The 25,495-nt window shown below is 65.2% G+C and carries 14 protein-coding genes and 1 pseudogene; 1 reads left to right on the top strand and 14 read right to left on the bottom strand.

Annotated features, from left to right (window positions below; translation table 11 throughout):
* Positions 1–121: 121 nt before the first annotated feature.
* The 13 genes and pseudogenes from OH491_RS03425 to OH491_RS03365 form a co-directional block, all read right to left on the bottom strand.
* Positions 122–1,033: pseudogene (locus tag OH491_RS03425) on the bottom strand (DUF5107 domain-containing protein); the annotation flags it as partial.
* A gap of 850 nt (positions 1,034–1,883) precedes the next feature.
* Positions 1,884–3,545, bottom strand: a complete 1,662-nt coding sequence (locus OH491_RS03420; RefSeq protein ID WP_068769326.1) for a dihydroxy-acid dehydratase — start codon at positions 3,543–3,545, stop codon at positions 1,884–1,886.
* A 54-nt stretch (positions 3,546–3,599) separates the two neighbouring features.
* Positions 3,600–4,511, bottom strand: a complete 912-nt coding sequence (locus tag OH491_RS03415) for an MBL fold metallo-hydrolase (RefSeq protein WP_068769327.1) — start codon at positions 4,509–4,511, stop codon at positions 3,600–3,602.
* A gap of 35 nt (positions 4,512–4,546) precedes the next feature.
* Positions 4,547–5,482, bottom strand: a complete 936-nt coding sequence (locus OH491_RS03410) for an SDR family NAD(P)-dependent oxidoreductase (RefSeq protein WP_084441937.1) — start codon at positions 5,480–5,482, stop codon at positions 4,547–4,549.
* Complete coding sequence (locus OH491_RS03405) at positions 5,479–6,918, bottom strand: DUF1116 domain-containing protein (protein ID WP_084441938.1); 1,440 nt, start codon at positions 6,916–6,918, stop codon at positions 5,479–5,481. Before OH491_RS03405 ends, OH491_RS03410 begins: the two co-directional genes overlap by 4 nt.
* 19 nt (positions 6,919–6,937) lie before the next feature.
* Positions 6,938–8,509 (bottom strand): acyl-CoA synthetase FdrA, encoded by a 1,572-nt coding sequence (gene fdrA, locus OH491_RS03400; RefSeq protein ID WP_068769328.1) that lies wholly within the window; start codon positions 8,507–8,509, stop codon positions 6,938–6,940.
* 2 nt (positions 8,510–8,511) lie between these two features.
* On the bottom strand, positions 8,512–9,396 hold the full coding sequence (locus OH491_RS03395) for a DUF2877 domain-containing protein (protein ID WP_068769329.1): 885 nt from the start codon (positions 9,394–9,396) through the stop codon (positions 8,512–8,514).
* 38 nt (positions 9,397–9,434) lie between these two features.
* Positions 9,435–11,075 carry an FAD-binding protein gene (locus OH491_RS03390; protein WP_068769330.1) on the bottom strand — a complete coding sequence of 547 codons (1,641 nt, stop codon included), beginning with the start codon at positions 11,073–11,075 and terminating at the stop codon, positions 9,435–9,437.
* Between the two features lie 187 nt (positions 11,076–11,262).
* The gene (locus OH491_RS03385) at positions 11,263–12,354 is read right to left on the bottom strand and encodes a sugar kinase (protein WP_068769331.1); all 1,092 of its coding nucleotides are present in this window, start codon (positions 12,352–12,354) and stop codon (positions 11,263–11,265) included.
* 30 nt (positions 12,355–12,384) lie between these two features.
* A complete protein-coding gene (gene eda / locus OH491_RS03380) occupies positions 12,385–13,062 on the bottom strand; it encodes a bifunctional 4-hydroxy-2-oxoglutarate aldolase/2-dehydro-3-deoxy-phosphogluconate aldolase (RefSeq protein ID WP_068769332.1) in 678 nt (225 codons plus the stop codon).
* A 27-nt stretch (positions 13,063–13,089) separates the two neighbouring features.
* Positions 13,090–17,847, bottom strand: a complete 4,758-nt coding sequence (locus OH491_RS03375; protein ID WP_068769333.1) for an IPT/TIG domain-containing protein — start codon at positions 17,845–17,847, stop codon at positions 13,090–13,092.
* Positions 17,848–17,863: 16 nt separating this feature from the next.
* Positions 17,864–20,920 carry a TonB-dependent receptor domain-containing protein gene (locus OH491_RS03370; protein ID WP_068769334.1) on the bottom strand — a complete coding sequence of 1,019 codons (3,057 nt, stop codon included), beginning with the start codon at positions 20,918–20,920 and terminating at the stop codon, positions 17,864–17,866.
* A gap of 15 nt (positions 20,921–20,935) precedes the next feature.
* Entirely contained in the window at positions 20,936–23,086 is a 2,151-nt protein-coding gene (locus OH491_RS03365; RefSeq protein ID WP_145928630.1) for a hypothetical protein, read from the bottom strand.
* A 469-nt stretch (positions 23,087–23,555) separates the two neighbouring features.
* Here OH491_RS03365 and OH491_RS03360 point away from each other — a divergent pair, with 469 nt between their 5' ends.
* A complete protein-coding gene (locus tag OH491_RS03360) occupies positions 23,556–24,482 on the top strand; it encodes a helix-turn-helix transcriptional regulator (RefSeq protein ID WP_068769336.1) in 927 nt (308 codons plus the stop codon).
* Between the two features lie 57 nt (positions 24,483–24,539).
* On the opposite strand, the gene OH491_RS03355 is transcribed toward OH491_RS03360, so the two are convergent.
* Positions 24,540–25,487 carry a DMT family transporter gene (locus tag OH491_RS03355; RefSeq protein WP_084441940.1) on the bottom strand — a complete coding sequence of 316 codons (948 nt, stop codon included), beginning with the start codon at positions 25,485–25,487 and terminating at the stop codon, positions 24,540–24,542.
* Positions 25,488–25,495: the final 8 nt, after the last annotated feature.

Below are 25,495 nucleotides of genomic sequence, written 5' to 3'. Positions count from 1 at the left end.
CGCGCTGCTCCACGTTCATGGCGGCGTCAATCGAGGCGTTCTTAACATCGCCGATGTCGCGGATGGGATACCAGTATTGCTCAAATACCCTCGACTCGTATGGCGCAAGCCACGTGAAATCCGGCTGGTTGTCGGTGTATATTCCGGTCATCAGTTCTATATACGGACCGTTTTCGTCCGTAAGGTTCTGGCACCACATGTCGCCGAAATCGCCCATTCCCCAGTGCCACATCTTTTTGCCCGGGGAAATATGATGATCCGCGACTGTGACGATTCCCTTTTGTCTGCCACCGTCGTAACCGGCGACAAAGTCCATGTCTGACTGCCCTTGGGACACCATGAACGAGGACGGCACCTTGACCGCGCTGTATTGTGACAGATCCGTGCCATCCCCGTAATCAAAGGGACGCGCGGTTTTGTAAACGCCCTTTGCGATGGGCCAGCTCATCACGGCCCTCCTGTCGTGGTCGTTCACCCATTCCACGTCGGGGGGGAATATGGTTCGGTAGCTGTCGTTGACCGGAACGGCGAGGTTCGCCCACCACATGAACACCTGCGGGCGGTTCGTGCGATTATACACGCGTATTTTGGCTTTTATATAAGAGCGCCCCGGCTCGAGGGTTATTCCCGCCATGCCCTTCATCCTGTGAAACGGATCGACCTCGCCCACCCATGCGGTTTTTGAACCGTCGGCGTTTTTCTCAAGGACCGCCTCAAGGGGCATGTAGGTTGTCGGGCGGTGGTGCTGGGGGAAATTAAACTCTATGCCGCCCGAAATCCACGGCCCCGCCAGGCCGACGAGGGCGGGCTTGATGACCTCGTTGTAATAAATAAAGTCATAATTTCCGATCTTGTCGTAGCCGCGCAGGATCTTGCCGCCGAAGCGCGGCAGAACCTGCGTTCTGACATATTCGTTTTCCAATGTGTAAACATCGTAATCCACATTGCTTTTATCATCGCTTATCCTGTCGGAAAAAGGCAGGGGATACAACCTGCCGCTGGCCCCCTGGTAGGGCTTGTTCTCAAAGAACATGGGCAGTTCCATCGCTTTTTTGGGTATATATGTGGGGATTGTGGCTTTTTCGACGATTGCCGTTACTTTGTCTTTCATCATATTGTTTCCTGTGTCTATATGCCAAAGCCTGGCTTGTTCCTGCTTTTATAAGAGATTGGCTTTAAGTTTTTTTGGGGGTTATGCGGCGGATGAAGTCCGCCTCTTTCTGGCTATGCGGGGTGCGGTGCGTTCTTCCGTCCAGCGCCTGCCTGCCGCCATCGCGGAGGCGGCGCCGAGGGGCACAGCGGTTATATTTTCTGCATGATTCAAGGTTTTCATATCGGTTTAGGCTATTTGGATGCTGGCTGGAATTGACTGATTTTTGATGCCAGCTTGAATGTCCCGTGCATGGTTGTCTAGTGCCGGAATTACGCCAACATATCCCGATTTTGCGTCATTGGCTTTTCCCACCAAGGCGCATGGTCTCCACGCATGGACGGAGAGGACGCATCCCTCGCTCGCCGGAAACCGGGCAAGCCCCTGCGCGTGGCGGTGTACCTATCGGAAGCAGCGCATGCACGAGGGCCCCACCACCGCCATTGCACGCGCCTCCGGCCCCGGGTCAACGGGGGCCGGCCCATTCAGGAGATTATGAATAACTTGGAGCCGTATTGGGTAGTCTGCGCGGGGCGCAGCTTCACCTTTCCCGCCGGGCGCTTCCCCTCTCGTCGCTGACGCTCCTCAGCGCGTCCGCCCGTGACTCGACGTGCGAGAAGGGCCAGACATGGAGCACCGCAGAGCCGCCCTTTCGTTTGGACAAAGGGCTTCTCTGCGCGTTTTCAACCTCTTTGGGTTCACGGGCTCTCTACATAAGCGACGAACCTAAACTTCATATCCACGTGGCGCCCTTGGCGGTCGAGGTGACGTTGCGAGTGAAGAGGCGGAGAAAACGGCTGTATTTGGTTTCGTCAAATTTCCAGTCCACGGCTGCCTGGCGGCGTTTTATTTCCTCGTCGCTCACGCCTATGTTCATCGCGCGTTTTTCGATGTCTATAATGACGCGGTCACCGTCCAGCACGGCGTTCAGCGGACCGCCGATCGCGGCCTCGGGGGCGACGTAGCCGATGCTCAGGCCGGAGGTGCCGCCGGAGAAACGCCCGTCGGTGATGATGGCGACCTCGTCGGCGATGCTCATGCCGGCAAGCTCCTTTTGGAAGGCAAAGGCGGTCGTGCCGAAGCGGCCCTTGGGGCCGAGGTAGCGGATGACCACGGCGGTGCCGGGCGTGATTTCCTTGCGGCGGAGCGCGGCGACGGCGTCGTCAACGTCGTGGAAAACGCGCGCGACGCCCTCGAAGTGGTATTGGCCGGGATGGAGGGCGGCAGCCTTGATGATGGCGCCTTCGGGGGCGATGTTGCCATAGAGCACGGCGATGCCGGCGGCCTTGGTGACGGGGTTGTCGAGGCCGCGGATGACGTCCTTGTGATAAACGCACGAGGAGGCGACGTTTTGGGCAAGGGTTTTGCCGTTCACGGTGGGGATATCGCCGTGGAGAAGCGGGAGGAGATTTTTGAGGAGGGCGGGCAGGCCGCCGGCGGCGTCGAAGTCCTTGAAGTAGTAGCGTCCGCTCGGAGAGATGGCGGTGAGGAGCGGGACGCGATGAGAGGCCTCGTCGAAAAATTTCCACCAATCGCGCTCGATGCCGGCCTCGGCGGCGATGGCGGGCAGGTGGAGGAGGAGGTTGGTGGAGCCGCCGATGGCGAGGTCGGTGATGATGGCGTTTTCGATGGATTTTTCGGTGATGAGGTCGCGGGTGGTGACGCCTTGGACGAGCATGCGCATGACGTGGATGCCGGCCTCGTAGGCGATGGACCAGAGGCGGCGTTTGTCGGTGGCGTCGGTGGTGGAGTTGCCCGGCAGGGCCATGCCCATGGCCTCGGCGGCGCAGCACATGCTGTTGGCGGTGGTCATTTCGCCGCAGGCGCCCTGGCCGGCGTGGCCGCAGCTCACCATTTCGTCGAAGGAGGCACGGTCCATGCGGCCCTCCATGACCTTGCCGATGGCGTCGGAGACCTCGGTGACGCCGAGATCGCGGCCTTGGTAAACGCAGTTGGGCATGTAGCCGCCGGTGACGAGGACGGCGGGGATGCCGATGCGGGCGGCGGCCATGAGGTGGCCGGGCACGATGGAGTCGCAGGTGCCGAGCAGAACCATGCCGTCGAAGAGGTTGGCCTCGATGTTGAGTTCGACCTCGTCGGCGATGAGGTTGCGGCTGGGCAGTTCGATGTAACGGGGGTCCTTGAGGACGAGGCCATCGCAGACGCCGGTGGTGACGACCTCGAACGGGAGGCCACCGGCCTCGCGGATGCCGTGTTTGACGCGCTCGGCGAGCTCGCGCAAGTGGATGTGTCCCGGGTTGTATTCATTCCAGGAGTTGACGACGGCGATGAAGGGGCGCTGGAGCTCCTCTTTCGTGAAGCCGAGTCCGCGGAGGATGCCGTCGCGCTTCACAGTCGCGACGCCGAAATCCCATTGGCTGCGTAGTTTTTTCATGGTGAGGAAAAGTTTGAATTTAAGGTTTGGGTTTAAGTGTCGGGTTACGTCGCGTCACAGCGGCTCGCCCCATTGTTTTTCGGGGGCGAGCTTGGCGAGGTGGGCGGCGGCGGTGTGGTAGGCGAGGACGGGGACGGTCGGCGCGGTGGTGAGACCGGCGCCTTCGAGCAGGAGGCGGACGGCTTCGCGCAGGTCGGGGGCGTCGCGGTGCGCGGCGAGATAGCCGCGGAGGATGGCATCGTGACGGGCGACCTTGTCGCGGCAGTAGCGCAGGAACGCGCTGCATTCGGCGGCGGGCACCAGACCGGATATCGGGTCGAAGGGGTGCGAGGCGGCAATCATGGTGACGCCGTCGGCGAGCGCGCCGGCGACGCGGTCAAGGGCGAGGAGATAGCCGTCGAGGTCGTGATAGAGGGCGACGCCGGTGCTCATGGTGCCGCCGCCTTGGAGGGCATCGCCGGTAAAGAGGATGCCCGAGGCACTGTCGTGCAGGCAGATGCCTTCGGCGGCGTGTCCGGGGGAGTGGAGCACGCGCAGCGTCGAGTCGCCGAGGTCGATGATCTGCCCGTGCTCAAGATCAATGTCGATGTCCTGCGGATGGAGGCCGGACTTGATTTCCTGAAACGGCACGAGCGGCGTGAAGCGGCTGCGGATTTTGTTGAGGTGAAAATACGGGTTGGCGAGTTTCTCGCGTCCGAGGCGGTGGGCGGCGAACTTCGCGCGCGAGTCGCGTTGCAGGCGGGCGTTGCCGCCGATGTGGTCGCCGTGAATGTGGGTGTTGATCACCAGATCAATGTCCGCCGGGGAGCGTCCGATTTTTTCCAGATACGGATAGACGACCTCGACGAGCGAGTGATCGAAGGCCGTGTCAATGACCACGAGTTTTTCGCGCGCGAGCACGAAGACGCCCGTCCAGAGCGAGTCGAGCGGGCACTTGAGGAGGTGGATGCCGGAGGCGATTTCCATGATTGGATTTCCTTTTCGCGAGAGGGGCGGGAAGATCAAAGTTTCCAGCCGCCGTCGGCGCCGCCGCCATCGACGTAGATGATCTGGCCGGTGAGGTAGCTGGAGCGCGGGGAGGCGAGGAAGAGGGCGATCTTGCCGATCTCGGCGGGCGAGCCCGGGCGGCGCATGGGAATGCGCTGATTGACGTCGGCCCACCAGGCGGCGTCGTAGCGCCATTTGGTGAGGGCGGTTTTGATCAGGCCGGGGGCGATGCAGTTTACGCGGATGTTTTGCGGGGCGAGTTCGACCGCAAGGTCCCGGGTAAGCTGGTTCATGGCCTGCTTGGCGCAGGAATAGGGGACGAACCGGGTATTAAAGACCTTGGCGGTGTGGATGGTGCCGATGTTGATGACGGCGCCGGGGGAGCGGCGGCGCAGCATGTCCCGCACGGCGAGGCGTGCGTAGATGACGGCGCTGAAGAAGTTTTTGTCGAGCTGGGAGCGCCAGTAGTCGAGAGGCAGGCCGACGAAGCCGCCCTCGGGCACGGTGCCGGCGCCGCCGACATTGTTGACGAGGACGTCAACGCGGCCGAGTTCGGCGAGGACGCGGACGACAAAGGCCTCCGCCGCCTGTTCGCTGGTGGCATCCACGGCGTCGAAGACGACGCGCGCACCGAGCTTGCGGAGGGCGGCGGCGGTGCGGACGGCCTTGGCGCGGCTTTTCGAATTGGCGCCGAGATAGGTGAAGGCGACATCGGCGCCGGCGCGAGCGAACTCAAGCGCGACGCCCTCGCCAATGCCTTGGGCGCCGCCGGTGACGAGGACGACCTTGCCGGCGAACTCGCCGGCGCGGACGGCGGCGTTTTTGGGAGCGCGGACATTTTTGTCCGCGATGTCGCGGGCAGGAATGCCCGCGCTCCCGTTCGAGGGCGGGACGTTCGCGCCATTTTTTGCGATGGTGGTTTGGCTGTTGTTGGCTTTGGCGGGTTTCATAGGGATTGGGTGGGCTGGTTTACGTAGGTTTCAAACGCGCTGGCGAAGCAGGCGAACGGCACGCGGGCCACGCCGGCGCCGACGCGCAGGCCGGTGCGCGAGATCATGCCGCCGTGGATGGCGGGCAGGATGCCGGTGGAGAGCACTTTCAGGATGTCTATGCCGGACGGGGAGCCGGTGTAGTCGAGCGCGGGCACGAGGAAGTTGCGGTTGGCGGCCAGGCAGATTTCGGCCAGCTCGCGCGACTGGGCAACGGCCTCGGCGAAGGTGCGTCCGAGCAGGCGCGCGACGGCGGGCGAGGCGGCGGCAGCGAAACCGCCCAGACCGATTGACTCCAGCACGGAGCTGTCGCCGATCCACGGCAGCGTGTCCCCGGGTTTCGCGTCGGAGGCGAGATACATGCCGGTAAGCTGAGGCGAGGGCGCGGTGAACCAGCGGTCGCCGAGGGCGCTGATTTTTATGCCGTATTCGACGCCGTTGCCGCAGAGCGCGGTGACGACGGTGGAGGCGGGGATGTTTTTGAGCGACTGCGCCGTGGCCATGGCGGAGGCCATGCCGACGGGGTGGAAAAAGCGCTCGGTCTTTTCCAAAAAGTCCACGCAGGCGCCGCGCGCGGGCGAGGCGTCCGGCGCGTGCTTCATGAGCAGGAACAGGAGGCGGTTGATGAGGATGAGCCCCTCGGCGTCCTGGCGCGTATGGGTTTCGTCGCCCATCTCGACGCCGCGCGTGATGATGGGGCGGATGGCGATGCCGCCCTCGGCGCGGAGGACGCGGGAGAGGAGCGGGCCGATGGTGTCGTTGAGCTCGTGGAGAAATGCGCGGATTTCGGGACTGTAGGTGCCCCAGCCGCAGAGGCCGCCCTGGTTCGGCCCTTCGAAGGGGGCGCAGAAGCCGCGTTTTCCGGTGGAGCGGTCCTCGACGACGTTCACGATCATGGACGGCGTGAGGATGCCGGCGCCGGGGCCGACGATGGCGTAGTCGTTGGCGGAGGCGACCTCGACCTTGCCGGACCGGATAAGGGCGGTGGCCTCGTCGGCGGAGGCGGCGAGGCCCTCGTGGAGGATGCCGTTGACCACGCCGTTTTGCTGCGTGGGGCAGGATTTTTCCCAAGACAGCGGCGGGCCGGACTTGAGGATCATGTTTTTCTTCAGACCGGGCACGACCTCGATGGCGGGCTTCATGTCAATCCACCACGGATCGGCGGCGAGCAGCGTTTCGGTTGCGCGGACGTTGGCGGCGGCGATGTGTTTCGCGTGGCTTCCGGCGAGGAGTTGCGTCAGCGCAAGCTGGTGCCTGAGTACCTCGGGCGGCGGCGGGCGCCACTGCAACTGCACGGTCTCGATGCCCTGCGCGCGGAGCGCGTCGGCAAACAGTTCTGCGCCGATGTTCACCGCCTTGACCGGAGTGGAAAGGGGAAGGGTTGGGTTTGTGATCATGACAAATTCCTTTCTGTTTTTATTTGGACGAGGCGGACGCGGCGATCATGCCCGCGAATCGAGCGGCCTGCGCGTTGCCGGGCATGACGATCACACCGGCGGCGACGAGTTTTTCCCGTTGCGCGGAGGCGCGCTGCGGGTCGAGTTCGGTGCCGCAGATTGACGCGACCACGGCGAGCCGGCGCCCGGCCTTTTTCGCCGCCGCGATGGCGTCGCGGATGGGGCCGGCCATGATGCCGCACGGATCGACGTGGCAGCCGTAGCCGAGGAGGAAGTCGAGCAGGATGACCGCCACCGACGGGTCGGCGGCCTCGGCTGCAAATCGCTCGACACGCGGCGCCGGGTCAATGGCGGCGTGCGGGCGCCCGCGCGTGAAGTCCTCGGTGCCGATGTCAATCACGGTGTGCTTTTCGCTGACGAGCGCGTCCTTGAGGTTGAACTCCGGCATGACGGCCGTGTTTGAGTGGATTTCCGGCAACGGCGGGCGCATGACCATCATGGCCTCCTCGGCGAGGGTGCCGCCGCAGAAGATGCCGCGCAGGTAACGCTGGCCGGGGGCGAGCCCGGCTGCCTCGCGCGCGGCGAGAGCGCGGGCGTCCGCGTCGTCGCTGAGCGGCGCGACGTCCCCTCCGCGGGCCAGACGGGCGGCGAGCTTCGCGGCCTCCTCGAACGTGGCCGCGAAATGCGCGCCGGCGGCGGTGACGGCGGCGGGCGAGCCGCCGATGAAATCCACCACGACGGGCTTTTTGCAGGCACGCACGCGCTCCAGCACGGCGGCGGCGGTCTTCGCGCCCGGCGGTTTGGAAATCAGGACGATCACGGTGGTGGCCGGGTCGGCCTCCAGGAGGTCGAGCGCCTGCAAGGTGGCGAGTCCGCCGACCTCGTCGCGCAAGTCGCGTCCGCCGGTGCCGATTGCCTGCGAGACGCCCAGACCGAGCCGATCAATCTGCACCATCGTCTCCTGCAAGCCGCTGCCCGACGCAGCGACCAGCCCGACGGGGCCGGAGTGCGTCTTGCTGCACAGGCCGATGGCAGTCTGCTGGAGAAACGCCAGTCCGCAGCCAGGCCCCATCATCATCAGGTTTTTCTCGCGGGCCAGCTTCTTGAGCATGACCTCGTCGGCGTAGGAAATATCGTCGCTGAACATGTAAACATTCAGTCCCTGCGAGAGCGCCTTGGCGGCCTCCGCCGCGGCGTATTCGCCGGGCAGGGAAATGAGGGCGAGGTTCAGTCCCGGGGCGGCGGCGCAGGCGGCCCCGATCGTGTGGAGCGTGCGCGCTCCACCGCCGAGCCCGCCGTCTGAGGACCGGACCGCGGCCTTTTCCTTGAGGCGGCGCTCGATCTCCGCCTTCGCGATGGCAAACGCCTCCTCGTCCGCGACACGCACCGCAATAACGAGGTCGTTCGGCCCGGCGTCGCCGGCGGCGTCGGAGAACAGCTCCATGTCCTTGAGCAGGCCCTTGTTCATCGCCGTGCCCATGGCGAGGGCGGCGCGTTGCACTCCGGGGAGCTGTCCTGCGTGGCGGGCCACGCCCATCAGGAAGACGGAGTCATGATATTCGTTTGGTCGGATGATGCATTTGATCAGCATGGTCAATTTCCTCCGCCGACGTGGCGCCGGCAAAAAATTTCCTCCGCGAGCCGCAGGCCGAGACACAGGCCCCGCGCCGTCTCGGTGCCGGACGTGTGGCCGATCGCGAGCAGGGACGAGACCGCACGCTTTGTCTCAGCCTCGTCATCGAACAGGATGGCGCGGGCCGCCTCGAAAACGCCGTCGTTGATCTCGCCATCTGCGCACAGTTTCAGGGAGCGCGCGCTCACATCGGTCGTTCGCCTGTCATCCCGCAACAAGTCCAGCAACATCGGCAGAAACCTGTTCTGTTCCCCTGCTTCGTCGCTCAGGAACAAACCCGCTGCGATGCCACCGAGAATGTCATCGCCCGAAGGCGTCAGCCCGATGCCGAGCCCGAGCAGCGCCTCGCAGTGCGCGCGCGTCGCGGTGTCGTCACCCGCGATGATGGCGGCGGCAAGCGCGGCGAGCGCCGGCTCCGCGCGGCGGCGGAACTCCGGCGCGTCGCAGGAACGTCCGTCGCGCCGGATGAGCGCGCGGGCCGTGTCGAGGTTGCGCGTTGCGCGCGCGGGACCGCGACCGGCGCGCGGGAAAGGATGCCGGCGCGTGTCGAACAGCGCCGCGCCATCGAGCGCGATTTCGATGCCGGCGTCCGGAACCGCGATTCTTTCCGGCGCGATTTCCGCCGCCAGGCTCGGCTCCAAGTCGGGAAAGAAATAAAAATCAGCCGCGTCAACCCCGTCCGCACATGTCTCCACGATGATGGCGTCCGGCGTGCGCGGGAACGGCATGAACGCCACGGTGAGCCAGGCGCCATCGGGCCGGGTGATATTGAAGCAATGGTGAAACACGCTGTGCACGCGCCCGGCGCCCGCCTGCGCGACCGATGTCGCGGCGAGCCGCGACATTTCCGAGACGCGAAGAACATGCCGCCCGGTCATCACGCTCATGCTCCCGCTCCTTTCCTTCGCGTCCGCACTGCGGCGCGCAGCCGGCCGCCAGCCTGCCGGAGATAAATGCTCTTCCGCCAGCGCGCGTCGTCGCGCTCCGGAAAATCATCGCGGTAATGCACGCCGCGGCTTTCCCTCCGGCGCAGCGCTGCCTCCGCCACGCAAAGGCCCGTCAGCGCCATATTCCTGATTTCGGTTTGTCCGGCGAAATCGTCCAGCGAGCACGCACCGAGGGCCGCGACCTCGGCGTCAATGGCCCGCAACTCCGCCGCCGCCTCGCGCAGCTCGGTCTCCTCGCGGATGACGCCGGCCTTGGCCGTCATCAACTCGCGGATGGATCTCGCAAACATGCTCCACCGGCCCCATCGGCCGACGGGCGAAAGGGGCGCGGCCAAGTTTTCCGCGCGCCGCGCCGCGCCGGGCAGCGTGCGCGCGCGGCGGCTCCTGGCGTACGCGGCGGCGCTGGCGCCGGCCATCGCGCCGAACACGAAGATGTCCGTGCCCGCGTTGCCTCCGATGCGGTTCGCACCGTGGACGCCGCCCGTCACTTCCCCCGCCGCGAACAGCCCCGGCACTGTGCTTTCGCAGCGGGCGTTGATCGCCACGCCGCCGAGAAACGTATGCGGCGCCGGGCCGGCCTCCAGCGGTTGTTTCGTCAGGTCAATCCCGTGTTTCAAGAACAGGCTGTAATAGGCGGAGTGCTCCTCCTTGATGAATTTTTCGGGAATGTCGGTGAGATCGCACCAGACGCCGCCGTGCGGTGTGCCGCGCCCCGCCTTGATTTCCAGCGCGACCAGACGGGCGAGCGCATCCTTCGGCGCGGAGCCTTCGCCCTCCGGATATTCTTTCAGCACGAACCGCTCGTTCAGCGCATTCCGCAACTGCCCGCCGTGCGCGAACAGGGTTGTGCTCAGACCGATGCGTTTCGGAAAAATGCAATGGCACGGCTCGAACTGCACAAACTCCATGTCCGTCAGTTCCGCGCCCGCGCGCCACGCCAGCGCATAGCCGTCTCCCGTCAGGCTTTTCGGGTAGGTGCCGCCCGCATAGATGCCGCCACCTCCGCCGCAGGCGAGCACCACCGCGCCGGCGCGGATGAGCAGCAGTTTCCGCGCGCGCAAGTCCGCCGCCAGTGCGCCGGCCACAGCGCCGGTCCGCGTGGTCAGCAGCTCCGACACAAACACTCCGTGCCGGGTAACCACTCCTCCTTTCGCCAGCACCCGGGCCAGCGCGTCCATGCCGACGCGCGCGGTGCGGTTTCCCTGGTGCAGCAGCCGCGCGTGCGAACAACCAAGGGCTTTTTGCAAATGCCACGTCCGATCCGGCATGCGGTCGAGCCGGAGGCCCAGCGCCTCCATCCCGCCCGCCGCCGCCGTCGCGTTTTCCACGAGCAGCCGCACCAGCGCCGGGTCCGCGATTTCGAGGCCCCCTTTGTAAGTGTCGTCGAAGAACGCATGCACCGAGTCGCCGGAGCCGACGGGAGCGTTGAAACCGATGACACCCGGCGACGCCGCGACGCCCTTGGCGACGATCAACACCGACGCGCCGGCGCGCCGCGCGGCCAAGCCGGCCCGCAGGCCGGCGATGCCGGCCCCGATCACCAGCACGTCGGTTTGGATTTCTTGCAGCGGTGTCATGGTTTGGAAATGCGGTTCTCGGTCTGTTCTGTTTTGTGCGCAAATTTCAAGATGCCGGATTCTTTTTTCCCGTCACGAGGAATGACTTTACGATGGCGATGGAAAAATTATTTTTGGTGCGCATGGGTTGCGGGTGGCATCCGGGGCAAAAAAAGTCCCCGCCCGTTTGGGCGGGGACTTTTTGTCTTTACCGGACAACCCGTCCGGAGGCGCTGCCGTGCATGAGGGACTCGACCTCGGCGCGCGTGCTGAAATTGTAGTCGCCCTCGATGGAATGCGCGAGGCAGGACGCGGCGGCGGCAAAGGCAACCGCCGTCTCCGGGGCCGCCAGCTCCGGGGTGTTGAGCGCAAAAACCAAGCCCGCGGCGAAACTGTCACCCCCGCCGACGCGGTCCACGATGGCGCGGATTTCATAGGGCCGGTAGGCTCCGCCGGCGGTGGGGGCGAAGACGGCGGCCTCCGAGACGGCGTCGTAGAGCATGGCGCCCCAGTTATTGTGCGTGGCGGAGATGCTTTCGCGCAGCGTGATGGCGACTTTTTTGATATTGGGAAACTGGCGTGTGATTTCACGCGCGACTTGCGGATAGCGATTGATGGCCAGATGTCCGCCCTCGATGTCGCTGCCCTCGGCGCGAATGCCGAGCACGTCGGACGCGTCCTCTTCGTTGGCGATGGCCACATCGACATAGGGTAGCATCTCGCCCATGCAGCGGCGCGCGAGCGCGGCGGCGGGCGTGCCGGGTTCCCATTGCCAGAGTTTTTTGCGGAAATTGAGATCACACGAAACCGTGAGCCCCGCGGCTTTGGCGTGGCGCGCGGCGGCGAGCGATGACTCGAACGCGATGCGTGAAAGCGCGGGCGTGATGCCGGAAATATGAAGCCAGCCGGCGCCGTCGAATATGGCGGGCCAGTCGAATTTGCCGGCGGGCGTCTCGGCGATGGCGCTGTGAGAGCGGTCGTAAACCACATTGCTGGGCCGCTGGTTCGCGCCTTTCTCCACGAAATACAAGCCGAGGCGTCCGTTTTTGACGCGCAGAATGCGGCTGATATCCACGCCGAGGCCGCGCAGGTTTTGCACGCAGGCGTCGCCGACGACGTTGTCCGGGAGCGCGGTGACGAAACGGGCCGGTGAGCCGAAAATCGCAAGCGACGCAGCCACGTTGGCCTCGGCGCCGGCAAAGGTCAGTTCCAGCGTGCCGGGCATGCTTTGGATGAAACGCTTGTAGCCCGGCGGGCAGAGGCGTCCCATGATTTCTCCGAAAGTGACTATGGGTTTCATGGTGAAGAATGCAGGATGAGATCGGATCGATCAGGCGGATCGGTTGCGGGCGGCGCGGACGATGGCGGCGACCTCGGCGGCGCGTTGGGTGACCGCGGACCAGTCGCGGGCTTGAATGAGGACGCGCGGGGCGAGCCATGAACCGCCGAGGGCGGCGATGAGCGGATCGGCCAGCCAGGCGGCGGCGGTGGCAGCGGTGACGCCGCCGAGCGGGATGTAGCGCAGGCCGAGGTGGGCGTAGGGCGCGGCCATGTTTTTCAGATAGGCGAGCCCGCCGGATGGCTCGGCGGGAAAGAACTTGAGCAGGCGGCAGCCGAACTCCAGCGCGGCCTCGATGTCGCTGGGGGTGGCGATGCCGGGCGCGAAGGGCAGGCCGGCCTCCGCGGCGGCGGCGAGCACGCGGGGGTTGCAACCGGGCGCGACGGCGAAGTCGGCCCCGGCGGCGCGGGCTTGCATGATTTGCGCGGGCGTGAGCACGGTGCCCGCGCCGACGAGCATTTGGGGCGCGTGCTTTTTGATGGCGGCGAGCGATTCCAGCGCGGAGGGCGTGCGCAGGGTTAGCTCGATGGCGTTGATGCCGCCGGCGGCAAGCGCGCCGGCCAGCGGCACGGCGTCGGCGGGGTCGTCAATGACGAGCACGGCGATGACGCCGGCGGCGTGGATGCCCTGCTCAAGGCCGGGCGGGAATGTCATGGCGGTTGGGTTCATGTTATCCACTGGAATTTTTTCCGATTTTTAGGAGTTCCGTTTATGGCCGCGTCCGCGTAGGGCGGCGCAGACGGCAAGCGCGAGGAGAAGCCAGGCCGATGGGGCGCCACCGCCGCCACCGCCGGCTTTATTGTCGTCCGGACCGCTTCCGTCGGAGGGCGGGAATGCGACGGCTTTCAGGGCGGGAGTGGAAACGAGCGCGTCGGCGCCGGAGGCCACGCGGCGGATGACGCCGTTGCCGGTGTCGGCGACGTAGAGGGCGCCGTCGGGTGCAAGGGCGAGAGCCTCGGGTGCGTTGAACCATGCGTCCGCGCCGGGGCCGTCGCGGAAACCGGGAGCCGAGCCGGCAAGAGTGGCCACGGAGCGCGCGGTGCCGGTGGTGATGACGCGGATGCGAGAGTTGCCGGTGTCGGCGACATAGAGAAGGCCGCCGGAGTCGTCCAGGGCGAGGCCGGCGGGGGAATCGAAGGAAGCGGCGGAGAGGGCGTCGCCGTCGGTGGCGCCACGGGAGGCCATCCGGCCGGCGAAGGTGGAGACCTGGCCGGCGGCAAGGTCAACGACACGGATGACGTGGTTGCCGGCATCGGCGACGTAGAGGAGCGTGCCGGAGGCGGAAAACGCGAGGGCGGCGGGGGTGTTGAATTTCGCCTCAAGGAGGGGGCCGTTGTCGGTGCCCGAGACTCCGGAGCCGGCGAGGATTTCCATGACGCCGGCGTTGTCGAGGCGTTTGATGAGGTGGTTGCCGGTGTCGGCGATGTAGGCCGTGCCGGCGGCGTCGGCGACCACGGCGGACGGGGAGGCGAGCCAGGCGTCGGAGCCGGTGGCACCGAGGGTTTGAACAGCGGAGGCATCGAGCGCGACGGAGCGCAGGAGGCCGTTGCCGGAGTCGGCGACAAGCAGGGTGCCGGCGGGCGACAGCGCGAGGCCGCGAGGCTGGTCGAAACGGGCGGTGGAGCCGGGACCGTCGTTGTCGCCGGAGGTGCCGGAAACGCCGGCGAGCGGCGCGAGGCCGCCGTCGGGTGCGAGGACGGAGACGGTGTGGGCGGCGCGGTCGGTGACGTAAACGAAGCGGGCGGAGGAGCCGGAGCCCGCGGCGAGGCCGGCGGGGGCGGCGAGGAGGTTCCCGACCACGACGAGAGTGGCGGGCGGGCTTTCCACAGAGCCGGCTCGGGTGGAGGCGACACAGCGGAATTGCCAGCTGTTTTTGTCGGCGGGTACGGTCAGCGAAAGAATGGCGGAGTCGGCGCCGGTGCAGATGTCGCCGGGAACGCTTTCCCATGTGGCGGTGGCGGAGGGGCGGCACTGCCACGTGTAGGAAATATTGCCGGAGGCCCATGCGGGGGCGGCGAGGTTGACGGGGCGGCCTTCCACGGCGACTTGGGAAGCGGGCGGGACGCTGGCAAAGACAGGCGGGGTGGCGAGCGAAAGCGTTTCCGCGGGTATGCAAGAGCCAGCGGCAGTGAACACGGCGACGGAGCCGCAGACCGCATCCACAGGGACGGTAACCGTGATGGCGGAGTCAGAGGCGGCGGTTATCTCGGCCTCGACGCCGCCGATCATCACGCGGACAAGCCCGGCGAAATTGCTGCCCGTGAGGGTGACGGACGAGCCGGGCGCGATGTCGGCGGACGGCAGCGCGTCGAGTGTCGGCGGCGTGCCGGGAGCGTAAGCCGGGACAGGTTCGCCGACGACGGATTCCCAAGTCGAGCCGACGCGTATGTCGTCCACGATGTGATACGCTCCGCCGGCGACGAGGCCGAGGGTGCTCACGTAGAGGCCGCGGATGTCGGTATTGCCGTAGCCGGCGGAGTTGCCGGCGCGTTCGGTGGTGATTGCGGGATCGGTGGCGGCCTCGTCGTTGGTGGCCGGGTTGAGCCAGACCCGGCAGGTGTCGTAGGCTTGGACGCCTGAGTTCCAGCCGCTGTAGCGGATGACGAGGAAATAGGTTTGCCCCGCGACCAGCGGGGTCGTGACAGTCTGCCAGCCGGCGCTCAATTTTCCGCCCGCCTTGCCGCCATAGCCGGCGAAGGCGGCGATGTCGCGATCGGGGTCTTTTGTTGCGTCGGCGGCATACCACAAGGCGCAGGTATTGCCGGAGAGGGGAGAACCGTCGGGGATGGCGGGGTTTTTGATTTTGAAGACAAAGCTGGCGTAAACGTCGTCGCCGGCGGGCACGCGGGCGAAGCGGCGTTCGAGCACACCGGCGACGGTGGTGGCGACGTCCGCGCCGGTGCCGGTAATTTTGAGGGCATTGCCGCCGCCGCGGACGGTGCCGTTGTCGAGGGTGTAGGTGACAGCGTCGGCAGGGTTGCCGGTGACGGTGGCGGGAGATTGGGCGGACCACGGGCCGTCCCAGCCCGCGCCGCCGGAGGCGCCGGCGAGTTTTGCGCCGGGGACGTAGGAGTCGAAATTATCGGCGGCGATGAACGCGGTGCGCGGGCCGGTGACGGCGGCCCAGGTGTAGCCGACGCGAAGGTCGTCAATCACCTGATAGCGTCCGGCGGAGTTGATGCCGAGGGTGTCCACGCACAGGCCGAGGAAGCCCTCGGAGCCGTAGCCGGCGGTGGAGGCGGTGCGTTCGTTGGTGAGCGTGGTGCTGACCGCGGTCTCGTCGTTGTTGGCCGGATTGAGCCAGACGCGGCATTTTTTATAGGAGGAGCCGTCCCAGCCGCCGTAGCGGAGCACGACAAAACAAGGCTGTCCCGCCTTGAGGCCGGTGGAGACGAACGTAGTGCTGCTGGGCGAGGCGATGTTGGCGCCGACCTTGCCGGTGTAGCCGACGTAGGCGTGGGTGTCGTAGCGGGTGTCGGGGACGGCGTCCTTGGCGAGCCAGACGGAGGTGACGTTGTCCGTGGTGGAGACAGGCGAGCCGTCCGGGGTCGCGGGGTTTTTGATTTTGCAGACGAAGCTGACAAACACATCCTCGCCCGTGGTGACGGGCCGCGCGAGGTTGCGCTCGAGCACGCGCGGGAACGTGCCGAGGAGCGGGGTGTCGAGGGCGAGCTTGAGCGCCTGGCCGCCGCCGAGGACGGTGCCGTTGCTGAGCGTATAGGTGACGGTGTCGGCGGGGTCGCCGGTCACGGTGACACCGGCGTTCGCGGCCCATGCGCCAGCCCAACCCGTGCCGGCGGAGACGCCGGCGATCGCAGCGCCGGCGGTGTAGCCGCTGAAGTCGTCGGTCGCGATGAGGTCGGTGAGCGTGAGGGTGGTCGTGGTCTCGCCGCCGGCGGTGGTGATGACAACGGGATGCTCGCCGTTGGCGAGTCCGGCGGGGATGGTGATGGTCAGCGCGCCGTTGGCCCGGCTGGTGATCTCGGCCGCGATGCCGCCGACGGTCACGGAGATGGCGCCGGCAAGGTCGCTGCCGGAGAGTGTGACCGACGCGCCGGCGCGGGAGGTGGGCGAGTCAACGCCACTGACGACGGGCGCGGGCGGTGTGGGCGCGGTGTTGGTGAACGCGATGGTGGCCACCCCGGCGTTGGTGGAGACGGTGATGGTCTGCGCGCCGTTGGCCAGACCCGCGGGGATGACGATGGCCAGCTCCGTGCCGGTATTGGAAGTGATGGCGGCGGGAAGCCCGCCGATGGTGACGGCGGACTCCTCAAGGTTGCGTCCGGCGAGGACGACGGTGTCACCGCCGATGCCGCTGCCGGGCGTGGCAGAGTCGAGGATGGGCGGACGGATGATGGTGAGCGTTTTTGTGACGGAGCCGCCGGGGCCGGTGACGACGACCTGCTGTCCGCCGAGGCCGAGCGAGGCGGGCACGGTGACGGTGAGCGACGTGGCGGATTGCGAGGTGATTACGGCGGCGATGCCGCCGATGGTGACGGAAACGTCGCCGAGGCTCTTGCCGGTGAGGATGACGGGGTCGCCGGCCATGGCGCTGGATGGCGTGATGGCGGTCACGACGGGCATGGGGATGCCGACCACGTCGGCCCAAGTGCGACCGACGCGGATGTCGTCAATGATGTGGAAGCGATACTCGGGGCCGAGGCCGATCGTGTTCAGGTAGAGGCTGCTGAACTTGGTGCTGCCGTAGCCGACGGAGTCGCCCACGCGGGTGATAGCCACGGTGTTGTCGCTGGTGCCGCCGTTGGTGGTGGTGGAGGGGATGCCTTCGTCGTTGGTGGTGGGGTTGAGCCAGGTGGAGATGATATCGTAGGTGTTTTTCTGATTGGCGCCCACGTTCCAGCCGCTGTATCTGATGACGAGGAAGTAGGTCTGGCCGATGACGAGCGATTTATTGACGGCCTGCCAGCCGCCCGCCAAGCGGGCACCGGCCTTGCCTTGATAGCCGGCATAACCGGCGGCGTCGGCGGTGGGGCTTTTCGCGCCGTCGCCGGCGTAGTAATAGACGTTGTTGTTGGTCGTGAAGGTGACGCCGTCGAACTGGTCAACGCCACCGGCGGCGGAGCCGCTTTTGATTTTGAAAACGAGGCTGACGAAGACATCGCCCCCGTCGGTGATTTCAGGCACGGCGCGCTCGAGGACACCGATGTTTTCGGCATCGGACGGGGCGGTGATTTTGAGGGCGTTGCCGCCGCCGCGCACCTCGCCGTTGTCGAGGGTGTAGGTGATGGCGCCGGCGGTGCCGCTGACGATGTTCGCGTAGGCACCCTGGCCGGTCCACGCGGCGGACCAGCCGGCGCCGGCGGTGCCGCCGACGAGCGTGGCGCCGGCGGTGTAACTGTCGAAGTTGTCAGTGGCGACGGGCGCGGCCTGCGCAAAAACAGCCGCAAAGAGGCTCAAGAGGGCGGAGATGCGAGAGGTGCGGGTGGTGTTCATGGGGTTTCCTCGTTGGTCAGAAGGTTTTTTTGATGTAGGTGGTCCAAGTGGTGCCGATGCGGAGGTAGTCTTGCAGTACGGTGGGGTTGTAGCCGTCGCTGTAGAAGCGCGGGGCGCGCTGCATGTGCATGTAGGGGGCGTCGGTGAGGTTGCGGGCGTTGAGGCCGAACATGAAGCCCTTGCCGAAGTTCCAGCCGAGGCCGGCGTCCAACTGGGTGCGGTGGCGGCGGAAGGAGTAGCCGGTGTCGGAGACGGGGAAGTCGTCGGTCCAGTTGAGGTCGGACCAGAGGATGAGCTTTTTGTAGGTGTAGTTGAAGCCGGTGCTGACCGCGTGCGGGGGCAGCATGGGCTTGATGGCGTCGGCGTAACCGCGGGTGTAGTTGAGGTGGACGTTGAGGCGGCGGAACACCGGCCCGAGGAAGCCGAGGGTTTGCGAGTAGGAAAGCTCCATGCTGCGGACGGTGACGGGGGCGCCGGAGTTGTTCCTGGTGGAGAAGCGGTAGGTGGCGTAGTCCTCGTTGTAGCCGGGGTAGCTTTCATCGTAGCCGACATCGACGGCGGTGAGGTTGGTGCTGGCGGCGATCATGTTGGTCAGGCGGGTCTGGTAGAAAGAGGCGCTGAGCTGGCCGATGCCCTTGAAATAGTAGATCAGGCGGACGGCGGCGCCGGTGCCGCGCTCGGGCTTGAGGGCGCGGTTGGGGAAGGAGACGGTCATGGTGTCCTCGTTGACGAGGAAGATGCCGGTGGCGTCGTAGTAGGAGGGGCGGCGGATGGTCTTGTTCGCGGCGACGATGAGGTCGAGTTTTGGGGTGATCTGGTATTTGATGGAGGCGCTGGGGAAGTAGTCGTGGTAGCGGTTGATCTTGTGGACGCGGGGGCGGGAGAGGAACTGCCACTGCACGCCCTCGATGGAGGCGGCCACACCGTCGGCGCCCACGGCGTAGCCCTGGGATTCGGTTTGCTCCGGGGTGTAGGCGTCAATCTCGCGGATGTCGGTTTTCGTGGCCTCCAGGCGCACGCCGGCCTGGAAGATGAGGCGGCCCCAGGTGCCCATGCCCATGAGGTAGCCGGCGTTGACGTCCTCCTCGAAGTTGCGGTCGTATTGCACGTTGGCGTCGTAATAATTGGTGGCGGTGACGACGCGCGTGAACTCCTCGGGGTGGGCGCGGTAGCGGGCGCCGAGGGCGAAGAGGTCGGGCATGAAAACGCCGCCGCCGGAGAGGGAGGTGAGGCTCACACCTTTCATGTAGGAGTCCCAAGTGTAGGGGGAGGCGAAGTCGCCGAGCGAAAGCGGGCCGGTATAGTTGGCGAGGTTCAGCGCACTGTCGTCGCGGTAGCGCCATTTTTCGTTTCGCATTTTGAGGCCGGCCTTCCACTTGACGGGGAGGAGGAAGCGCGTGAGGTAGGAGGCATCGAGGCTGGCGGTGCGGATTTTGGTGACGGCCTGGCGGCCGTCGCGGAGATAGATTTTCGGAGAGCCGAAGGGGGCGGCGCCGGACATGTCGGGGCCGCCGGTCTGGGTGACCTTGTAGTCGGAGTCGGTGAGGCCGGGGCCGCGGGAGACGTTGTAGAGCACGTGGTAGGCGGCGGGGCTGGCGATGCTGCGGACGGCGCCCTCGCGGCCCCACGGGTCATACCACGCCTTGGCCTCGGAGGAGGTGAAGAGGCCCTCCAGCCTGAAGTCGCCGCGACGGTATTCAAACTTGGGGGTGAAGGTGATATTCTGGCCCAGGCGCGAGACGACCGCCGGGGCTATGGTCACGGCGGAGCCGTAGATGGTGTAGATGGAGTGGGTGGGGTCGGTGCCCTGCACCATGGCGCGCGAGCCGCCCTGGCTGCTCCAAGTGGAGAAGGTGATGGGGCGCTGGAGGCCGAACATGCGTGAATAATTGTAGATGCCGGTGAGGGAAAGGGTGAGGTGCTCGGTGGCGCGCCAGTCGAGCGTGAGGGTGCCGGCGAAGCGACGGTTGAGGCGGGTCGTGTTGTGGAAGACGAACGACTGGGGCACCTCCTCGCGCGGGTCGGCGGGGTTGTTGTTGGTGGCGGTGGGGCGGTCGTAGTTGGTCACGACGCGGCTTTCCGCCGAGTAGATGTTGGACTCGCTGACATTGAGCAGGACGCCGAAACGCCTGCCGAACGCATTGGAATACTGGAGCTGGCCGCCGGGACGGATTTTGAACATCCCGCTGGTGTCATGCGGCCCGGGCTCCTTTTCGAGGGTCGTCGCCGAGGAGTGCATGGTGAGGTTGGCCTGCGCGACGATTTTCTGGCCCTTGTTTTCGAACGCGCGCTTGCTGCGGAGGTTGATGATGCCGGCGGGGGCGTTGGCGTCCATGTCGGCGCTGACGGTGCGGGAGATTTCGAGCGAGTCTATGCTGTTGAGGGAGATGGCGGAGAAGCTGGCGGCGCGGGAGTCGCTTGAGGCGGCGCTGACGGTGGCGAGGGAAATGCCGTCGATGGTGACGCTGGTGTATTCGGCGCCGAGGCCGCCGAGGTTGACGTTCGTCACCTCACCCTCCGAGGTGTTCACCAGCACGCCGGGGAGGTTGCGCATGAACTCGCCGATGTTGCCCTCGGTGTTGTCGCCGAACACGTCGGCGGCGACGTGCTGGGAGATGTTCATGGAGGCGCGCTGGTCCATGATGACCTTGGCCTGCCCGGAGCGGTCGGAGGTGACGGTGAAGGCTTCAAGCTGGACGACCTCGCCGGCGGCGCCTGCGCCCGCGGTGGCGGAAGGAGCGGCGGCGGGCAGGTTGAGATCCACGGTGGCGGTGGCGCCGGTCGTGACGGTTGCCTTGACGGTGACGTTGGGGAAACCGGCGTAGCTGAGCACGAGGGTGACCTCGCCCGGGGGCAGGTTGGTGATTTGGTAAAAGCCGCCCTGCTCGGAAATGGCGACCTCGCCGCCGGGCGTGGCGCGGATTTGGGCGTTGCGGACGTATTCCCCGGTCTCGGGGTTGTAAACACGCCCGCTGACGGCGCCGGTCGAGGCGTTTTGAGCACGGGCGACCGGAAATGCGGCGAGCAGGACGAGGAAAAAGACGAGGCGGGGCGGAAGGAGGGTTTTTTTCATGACGGGACAAAGGGGTTATTGGGCGGCGAGTTGTTTGTATAATTCGGGGTCGTAATCCATGAGGTCGTTGATGCCGCGCAGATGGCTGACGGTGACCCAGGGGAGCCATTCGCGGTGGCGGCCGAGACCGCGCGGGAGAGTGAAGCACCAGTGCTCCTGCTGCCAGCCGGGGCCGCGCGTGCCGCGCAGGTCGCCGGGGCGGCCGACCATGGCCTTGGTGTTATGCAGGAGGATGCGCGCGACCTCCATGTAGTGCGGATCGCCGGTCTCGCGGGCGAGGCGCGCGTAACTTTCCACGTCCCAGCACATGTAGGCGTCGTTGAGCGAGTGGCCGGTGGCGATGAGCTGGATGCCGACGGTGGACTGTCCGCGCTTCCAGTGGAGTTTCTCGCCGTCGGCGTCGGCGGGCATGGGGATGTTCCAGATATACATCCATGTCTCGGCGGCATCGGCGGCGGCGCGGGCGCGGTCGAGCCATTTCTTATCGCGGGTGGCGTCGTGCAGCGCGAGGTAGCCTTCGAGCGAGAGGGTGGCGGCCTCCTTGTCGATCACGTCGGGATTGTCGATGGTGCCCCCGGTGAAGCGGGCGCGGGCGTGGCCGGTGCCCCAGGCGAACTCACCGGCGCGGACGGCCGCGTCGAGGTAGGGTTTGTATCCTGTAATTCGATACAACTGGGTGTAGAAAGGCACGGCGTTGAAGGTGCCCGTGGCGGACGCGTCGAGGAGTTTGCCGGAAAGGGCGCGCCACGAGCGGGGGAAACCGCCGCCGGGCTGCTCCTGCGTGAGAAGCCAGTCGCCGAATTGCCTGACCCACGCCAGCCACTCGGGACGGGGGCGGCCTGCGCGCGCCTCACGCTCGTAAGCGCGCATGAGCGACTTCATGTCGTCGCAGAAGCTGCGCAGATAGATGGGCTGGTTTTCGGTGACTTTTTTTGCCGCGGGCCAGGTCGAAAGCGCGGGCCCGCCGGTTTTGAGCAAAAAGCCCTCGTCAACGGGCGGGGCGATCGGGCGGCGGAGGAAAGAGGCGATGGCCTTTTCCGCGTCGGCGCGCAACTGGCGCCCGCGTTTGGACGCGGGCTCGCGGTTGGCCTCCACGAGCATCATTTCCGCGGAGCCGAGGGCGTAGCCGGTGAAGCCGAGGATGGTTTTCGGGTTGGGGTGCGGCTTGCCGCCGGGCGCGGCGAGGGCGAGAAATTGCACGCCGGCGCGGTCCTCGACTTCGATAAAATTTTCCTCCAGCACATCCACCATGCAACGGCGCAGGGTTTCGATGGGCTGCGGATTGACCTGAGGCTTGAGCGTGTCCCAGGCCCAGCGCCACGAGCGGGCGACGAGGTCGTTGGTGTCGGCGGCGGCGCCGAGACGGAAGGAGACCTCGTAGCGTTGGACAAAGCCGTCCGTGAGCGGGTGGAAACGATGCCGCCACTGCTGCGCGGTCTCGGGGCCGGCGCCGGTTTTGCGCCCATAGCTGAGCGTGCCCTCCGAGCCAGGGAAGGCGTAGCCGAGCGAGGTGCCGTCGGGACGCTCCTCGGCGAGGATCGCACCGAAGCGGAAACGGGCGTCGGCCATCGGCTCGCGGGAGAAGCCTTGGCCCTCGGCGGCGGTGGTGGCGCCGTCGGGCGCGGAGTTGAGCACGGCCATGCTCGCGCCGGAGGGCAGGCGGGCGGCGAGCAGCGGCGCGGGCATGCGGTCCTCGCGAATCCACACGGTGTAATCGCCGGGTTTATAATAATTGCCCGCCCCGAAGGAGTTTGGGCGCATGTGGTCGAAATTGCCGTAAATCATGCCGGGGACGAACCACTCCATTTCCGGCCACGGGCGGGCGTCCGCGACACGGAAGGTGGCGACGCTGGTGAAGCCGCCGGAGGCATTGCCACGCACGCAAATTTCACGGCGCAGGCGCAGGGTGTTTTGTGCGGCGTCCCAGCGGTCGGTGAACTCAAGTGTCACGCCGTCCGCCACGCGCAGCGAACCGGCGCCGAGCCAGTCGCCGGCGGCGGTCTCGCGCAGCGAGGTGTAGCCGCCTTGCAGGGTGACGGGCGCGGCATCGGGACGTCCGTTCCAGAGTGACACGCGCAACGGCGCGGGCTGCGAGACGGAGGCGGGTTCGCCGGCGTTGGATGCCGAGAGGCCAAGCGTGCCGGCGGCATTTTTCAGGGCGCTCACCTTCACCGGTGTGCTCGCTGGGGAGGCACCGGCAAAAACGTCAGGCAGAAAAATCAACGCGCATGCGAGGAACCCAATTTTTGGGGAGAAGATGGCGGGGATACAGTCCATAGGGTTTGCCAAGTTACGCAATCCATGATGCCCGCCCGCCATCCGGATTGCATTCTTTTTGGCTTAATACTTTCCGACAAAATTTTAATTTTTATGCGCACCAACTTCCGCCTCCCATGCACTCCATCTTCTTTTTCAAGGTGCTTGAATAATATCGGTGCGGGGGCCTGACCGTGACTGCGGTCATTTGCCATCATGGCGGATTTTGGCGGTGCGATCCTTGTGCCTTCGTTTTTTGCCTGACGCTGGTCTCCTTGGAGAGGGCGGAAACGGGAGGAAAGCGGGCGCGGGAGGCGCGCACGAGCAGCGTTCTCCTTTCGGGATTGACTTTCCATTACTTGGAAAAAAATTCCCTTTTATGCGCACTCAGGTCGAAACCGAGTCACAAAGGAATACCTCGCCGCCGATGCCGGCGTCAGCCGTGCCGAGACGCCAGTTCGACTGGAACTCTATTCGCTGCCGGCTGCTTTCATATTACAAGGGCGTGCCCAACACGCAGTCCGGCACATTTGAGACGGTGAATTTTATCATCTGGCACATGTTGCGCGGCGCCGTGAAAATCAAATACACAGGGCGCAGCCTTGAGGCCGGCGCGGGTGACTGGATGGTGATGGCGCATACGCTGGGCCGCCGCTACCAAGTGTTCACGCCCGGCTCGCAAATCGAATCGCTCCATCTGGGTGTGGACACCGGCTCCGCCGAGTGGGCGGGCCCGCCGGCCCATGTGATGCGGGGCGACGCGGTGTTGCGCGATGCCATCGCCGATGTGGGGAACTACGTCACCATCCGGTATCCTGCCGGCCTGACACCCGACGACCGCGCCTACGCGGCGAAAACTTTCGAGGATCGCATTCATCTGCAAAAACTCGTCTGGACCTTGATGGAGGCGCTGTATCCGCGCCTGACCGAGGCCGGCATCCACATCCGCGAGCCGGACCAGTATGACGCGCGCGTGGGCGCGAGCATGGTGTTCATTGACAACTGGCCCGACAACCTGCCGTGGAACCGGGGGCAGATCGCGTGGGCCGGAGGCGTGAGCGCCAGCCAGCTCGACCGCATCTGGCGCGAGGCGCGCGGGCAGACGCCGTTTCAATACTGGAACGACCGCCGCGTGCGCGTGGCGTGCGACCGGCTGGAGAACACAGACGCGAGCATCAAGGAAATTGCCTACGGCCTGGGCTTTCTCCACCTGCCGCAATTCACCACCTGGTTCAAGCGGCACCGGGGCATCTCGCCGCGCGGCTACCGCCAGCGCTTCACCGACCACTTCGTCCGTTCCGGGTAATTCAGTATCTGGAACCCCGATTACACCGTCAAACCTCGGTTGAAATGACGCGGCCTTTTACCGGGCTGATTGACTTTCGCGTTTTTCCTTTTTTCGAACATGTTCGCGATAGAAAACATAAAGCCCTGAAGCGACGACAATCGATCCACCGATTAACGTCCATTTATCGGGAACTTGCTTAAAGAAAATGACGCTCAAAAAAATCGCGCTAATAAGTTGGGCATAATAGAAGGGAGCGAGAATGGACGCTGGCGCATACTTGTGCGCAATCGTCAAAATGCCATGCGCAAGCGTGCTCAGTACACTGAGAACAAATAACGCGAGCCAGATTGTCCATGAGTCTGGTGTTTCCCAAAAGAAGGGAAGGATGGGAAGCAAGACGATGATGCCTGCCAGCGCAGTGTAAAAGAACGCCGTTTCGGGCCTGTCGTGGTCGGACAAGCGCCGCGTCGTCATGGAATAGAAGGCATTCAACACCGCTGTCAAAAGCGCCAGCAACGCTGCCAGGCTAAAAAACGATGTGCCTGGACGTGTAACTACAAGAACGCCAAGAAAACCGATAATCACCGCGACAATACGGCGCGGGCCGATTTTTTCTCCGAGAAAATAACCGGCCAGAATGGAAACGATCAATGGCGCGGCAAAGACGATGGACGTCATCGCCGGCATGCTGAGATACTTGAGCGCGACAAACACGGTGAATGCCGCGAAAATCATACAGGCCGCGCGAATGAGATGCAGCCCCAGATGCTTTGTCCGCGTCACCTCGGGATGTTTCCAAGGTTTAAGAATGAGCAGGGTCCAAAAGAACGTAAGGGTGAAACGAATACCGATGATATAGATCGAGTTTAAAGACTGGCTCCCAAGGTATTTCACGAGGGCATCCATGATGGAGAATATAAAAACAGCACAAATAATCAGCAGGATGCCGAGACCGTAGCGATGCCGTCCCTCGGTTTTATTATCTTTATCCGATGCCCCGTTCTTAATGGGTGTAGATTGCATTTACAGGG

Origin of the sequence: Termitidicoccus mucosus (assembly GCF_038725785.1) — a bacterium.
GTDB lineage: Bacteria > Verrucomicrobiota > Verrucomicrobiia > Opitutales > Opitutaceae > Termitidicoccus > Termitidicoccus mucosus.
Note: the sequence above shows the minus strand (reverse complement) of the source record. Positions and strands in the feature narration are given on the sequence as shown.

Bases quoted from the DNA above. Each gene is read 5' to 3' on its own strand.
- OH491_RS03420 (WP_068769326.1), bottom strand. From the start codon at position 3,545: ATGAAAAAACTACGCAGCCAATGGGATTTCGGCGTCGCGACTGTGAAG.
- OH491_RS03415 (WP_068769327.1), bottom strand. From the start codon at position 4,511: ATGGAAATCGCCTCCGGCATCCACCTCCTCAAGTGCCCGCTCGACTCG.
- OH491_RS03410 (WP_084441937.1), bottom strand. From the start codon at position 5,482: ATGAAACCCGCCAAAGCCAACAACAGCCAAACCACCATCGCAAAAAAT.
- OH491_RS03405 (WP_084441938.1), bottom strand. From the start codon at position 6,918: ATGATCACAAACCCAACCCTTCCCCTTTCCACTCCGGTCAAGGCGGTG.
- fdrA (WP_068769328.1), bottom strand. From the start codon at position 8,509: ATGCTGATCAAATGCATCATCCGACCAAACGAATATCATGACTCCGTC.
- OH491_RS03395 (WP_068769329.1), bottom strand. From the start codon at position 9,396: ATGTCGCGGCTCGCCGCGACATCGGTCGCGCAGGCGGGCGCCGGGCGC.
- OH491_RS03390 (WP_068769330.1), bottom strand. From the start codon at position 11,075: ATGACACCGCTGCAAGAAATCCAAACCGACGTGCTGGTGATCGGGGCC.
- OH491_RS03385 (WP_068769331.1), bottom strand. From the start codon at position 12,354: ATGAAACCCATAGTCACTTTCGGAGAAATCATGGGACGCCTCTGCCCG.
- eda (WP_068769332.1), bottom strand. From the start codon at position 13,062: ATGAACCCAACCGCCATGACATTCCCGCCCGGCCTTGAGCAGGGCATC.
- OH491_RS03375 (WP_068769333.1), bottom strand. From the start codon at position 17,847: ATGAACACCACCCGCACCTCTCGCATCTCCGCCCTCTTGAGCCTCTTT.
- OH491_RS03370 (WP_068769334.1), bottom strand. From the start codon at position 20,920: ATGAAAAAAACCCTCCTTCCGCCCCGCCTCGTCTTTTTCCTCGTCCTG.
- OH491_RS03360 (WP_068769336.1), top strand. From the start codon at position 23,556: ATGCGCACTCAGGTCGAAACCGAGTCACAAAGGAATACCTCGCCGCCG.
- OH491_RS03355 (WP_084441940.1), bottom strand. From the start codon at position 25,487: ATGCAATCTACACCCATTAAGAACGGGGCATCGGATAAAGATAATAAA.